We start from the raw sequence: 2557 nt of genomic DNA, 5'->3' as shown, positions 1-2557 counted from the left end.
TGGTTAGTAACAGGGATTAAAATGGATGTAAAATAATTTAACTTAACACTTCACCACAATTAATCACTATTCAGTTAGAGATAATATTTCACCATCAATTGCCATCGGTATTAGAAGTTTATTTTCTTTTTTTGAATAATAAATATCACCTGGTCCACGAGGCAAATCTATGATTTTTTGCGCTTCTCCTTCCATTGAAACACTATAGATTACCCCTTGCTTCCAATCAGAAACAATTAATTGTCCTTTATTATCTAACTGTAAACCATCAAGATTACCTAAAGGTTCTTCTGTAATAGCGGTAATTACTTTTGTTTTAGGGTTTACTTTTAGAACTCGGCCAAATGGGGCTTCCATAGGATTGTTTTTATTAAAATATCCCCATGCAGCAATGTATAGGTCATCACCGATAAACAACAGTCCATTAGGATTTTCTAGTTCTGGTGAATCCATCCATTTACTTACTTTATTGTCAGAAAATTTATATATTTCTGATGTAAACATATCTGATATGTATACATTTCCTGATTTATCAATAGCAACATCATTTAGAAATTCTGCACTTTCAACATGATGCTTAATAACAGTGCCAGAGCGTAAATTAACTTCTATTAAATCCGTCATATCAGCAATATAGAGGAGCTCTCCTTTAATAGAAATGCCTTTAGGGTTATCTAAGCCATTAACGATAGTAGCAATAAATTCATATTTAGAATTTAGAGCAATAATAGAACCATCATCTTTTTCGTTTCCTGCTTGTAAGGAGGTAAAGTATACGTTTTTGTTTTCATCAAAAACGATAGACTCTACACCTGGTAGGTTAGATATTTTTTGAGTAAGCTCAGGTTCGGCCACGACTTGTTGACTTAATATCATTGCTGTAGTTATCGATAAGAGTCGTTTTTTCATTGTTATTCCTTATATTTATTTTTTAGTTTCGAATATACATAATATATATAAGCAATTATTGTTGATATATAGCCTTGTAGTTAAAAGACTGTTTCACATATGCAATAATTAAATTCCGAATGAGCTGGTGGCCATTTATTTATTTTGTGAATTAGTTGATGTAGTAAATGATCGTAAGGGGGTTGTTGCAAATAATTCAGTTTAACGCCAAGATCCCACAATCCTTCATACTATTTCGTCGCCAATGACCAATTCTGAATTTAAATGGAAACACTTCGCACCAGCAATTATACTTTGGTGTTTACATTGATATGGTTCGACACCAATGAGTTACGCAAATCTCAGTGATATGCTCGCAGAGCGAGGCATTTCGGTTAATCGTTCCACTATCTATCGTTGGTTTATTGAATACTCCCCTAAATTACGTAAAAAGTTACGTCGTAATTATCAATTTATCCAAACTGATAGCTCCTGGCAACTCGATGAAACTTACGTAAAAGTAAAGGGAAAATGGAACTACCTGTATCGAACCATCAATAAATAAAAGGAAACCTTGGATTTTTATTTCTCTAAGAAGAGAAATAAAGAAGCTGCCTATTAATGCCCTAGAGTTGCTTACGATGCTACGAGCGGATGTAGAGCAGCGGCAGGTTAAGTGTCTAAATAATGGCATCGAGTCCGATCATGCCCCTATCAAAAAGCTAGTGGTTGCCACTGGTGGTTTCAAAATACGAAAACGGGCTTGGTCAACGATTCAAGGATTTGAATCTTTACATTACAGTTTTACTATTCATGATGATATTGTGACGCAGCAAGATTTAAGGGATAAGAAACACTGGGCGGAATTGGCGAGTAATCAGCACAAAACTCTTGAATCAATAATAAAAAGCTATGCTTCTGATGTCGCATTAAAATACCAACTGCATTATCAAGAAACGGTCAAGGCGCAAGCATTACTTGCCAATGAATTGCTAAGTGCTGTAGATCAGGAATTGGAAAAGACACTTCATTTTCAATTAGGAATAAATAAAGAGGGGTCACGATTATTTAACTGCAACAGAAGCATGTGCTTTTTAATTTTCAACCTACAGGCATATCGGTTCTGTTGGTAAGGGCTTTGTTGAATCGCTCAGGTAACGCTCAATTACTCCATTAGTATCGAATTCAGTTATCATAGCCAGCCTTTCATTCAGATTGGCTGATTAACAAATGCCTCCTCATAACTTGGAAGCTGAGCTTAATGTGATTAGTGGATTATTACACAACAACGTAGCTTGGAATGAAGTCTCTCATTATCTGCATCGAGACATGTTTTATGGGGCAGTATATCGACATTTATTTGATTCTTTAGCAGCGCTACTGGTCTTTAACAAAGTGGTTACTTTGGGTATGTTAATCAGTGAACTTGATAAGAGGGGGTGATTAAACTCCGAGGTGTTTAACTCTGATTTGCAGTCGTTTATGTATCTTGAAAGTAATGCGGTCAATACGGGGTTGTTACAAATAATCTGAGTTGGTCAATAAGTCCTACCATTGACTCATTATTATTGGAAAATAACCTCTCCTTATTATATCTAAAACCGTGGCCAGTTTTTCTTGGCCACTTCAAACGTAAACACCAAAGAATTATACCAATTCCGTTAATTTC

Annotated in this window: 2 protein-coding genes and 1 pseudogene; 2 read left to right on the top strand and 1 reads right to left on the bottom strand. The window is 35.2% G+C overall.

Features of this window, described 5'->3' with window-relative positions:
• Positions 1-66: 66 nt before the first annotated feature.
• Entirely contained in the window at positions 67-909 is an 843-nt protein-coding gene (locus BTO22_RS15060; protein ID WP_105056177.1) for an SMP-30/gluconolactonase/LRE family protein, read from the bottom strand.
• Positions 910-1153: 244 nt separating this feature from the next.
• Here BTO22_RS15060 and BTO22_RS15055 point away from each other — a divergent pair.
• Both BTO22_RS15055 and BTO22_RS15045 read left to right on the top strand, forming a co-directional pair.
• A pseudogene (locus BTO22_RS15055) lies at positions 1154-1682 on the top strand (IS6 family transposase); the annotation flags it as partial.
• Positions 1683-2118: 436 nt separating this feature from the next.
• Positions 2119-2331 carry a DnaB-like helicase N-terminal domain-containing protein gene (locus BTO22_RS15045; RefSeq protein WP_105056176.1) on the top strand — a complete coding sequence of 71 codons (213 nt, stop codon included), beginning with the start codon at positions 2119-2121 and terminating at the stop codon, positions 2329-2331.
• Positions 2332-2557: the final 226 nt, after the last annotated feature.

It is taken from the genome of Aliivibrio sifiae (assembly GCF_002954705.1).
Taxonomy (GTDB): Bacteria; Pseudomonadota; Gammaproteobacteria; order Enterobacterales; family Vibrionaceae; genus Aliivibrio; species Aliivibrio sifiae_A.
Note: the sequence above shows the minus strand (reverse complement) of the source record. Positions and strands in the feature narration are given on the sequence as shown.

Excerpts from the sequence above, each read along its gene's own strand:
- BTO22_RS15060 (WP_105056177.1), bottom strand. The coding sequence starts at position 909 with ATGAAAAAACGACTCTTATCGATAACTACAGCAATGATATTAAGTCAA.
- BTO22_RS15045 (WP_105056176.1), top strand. The coding sequence starts at position 2,119 with ATGCCTCCTCATAACTTGGAAGCTGAGCTTAATGTGATTAGTGGATTA.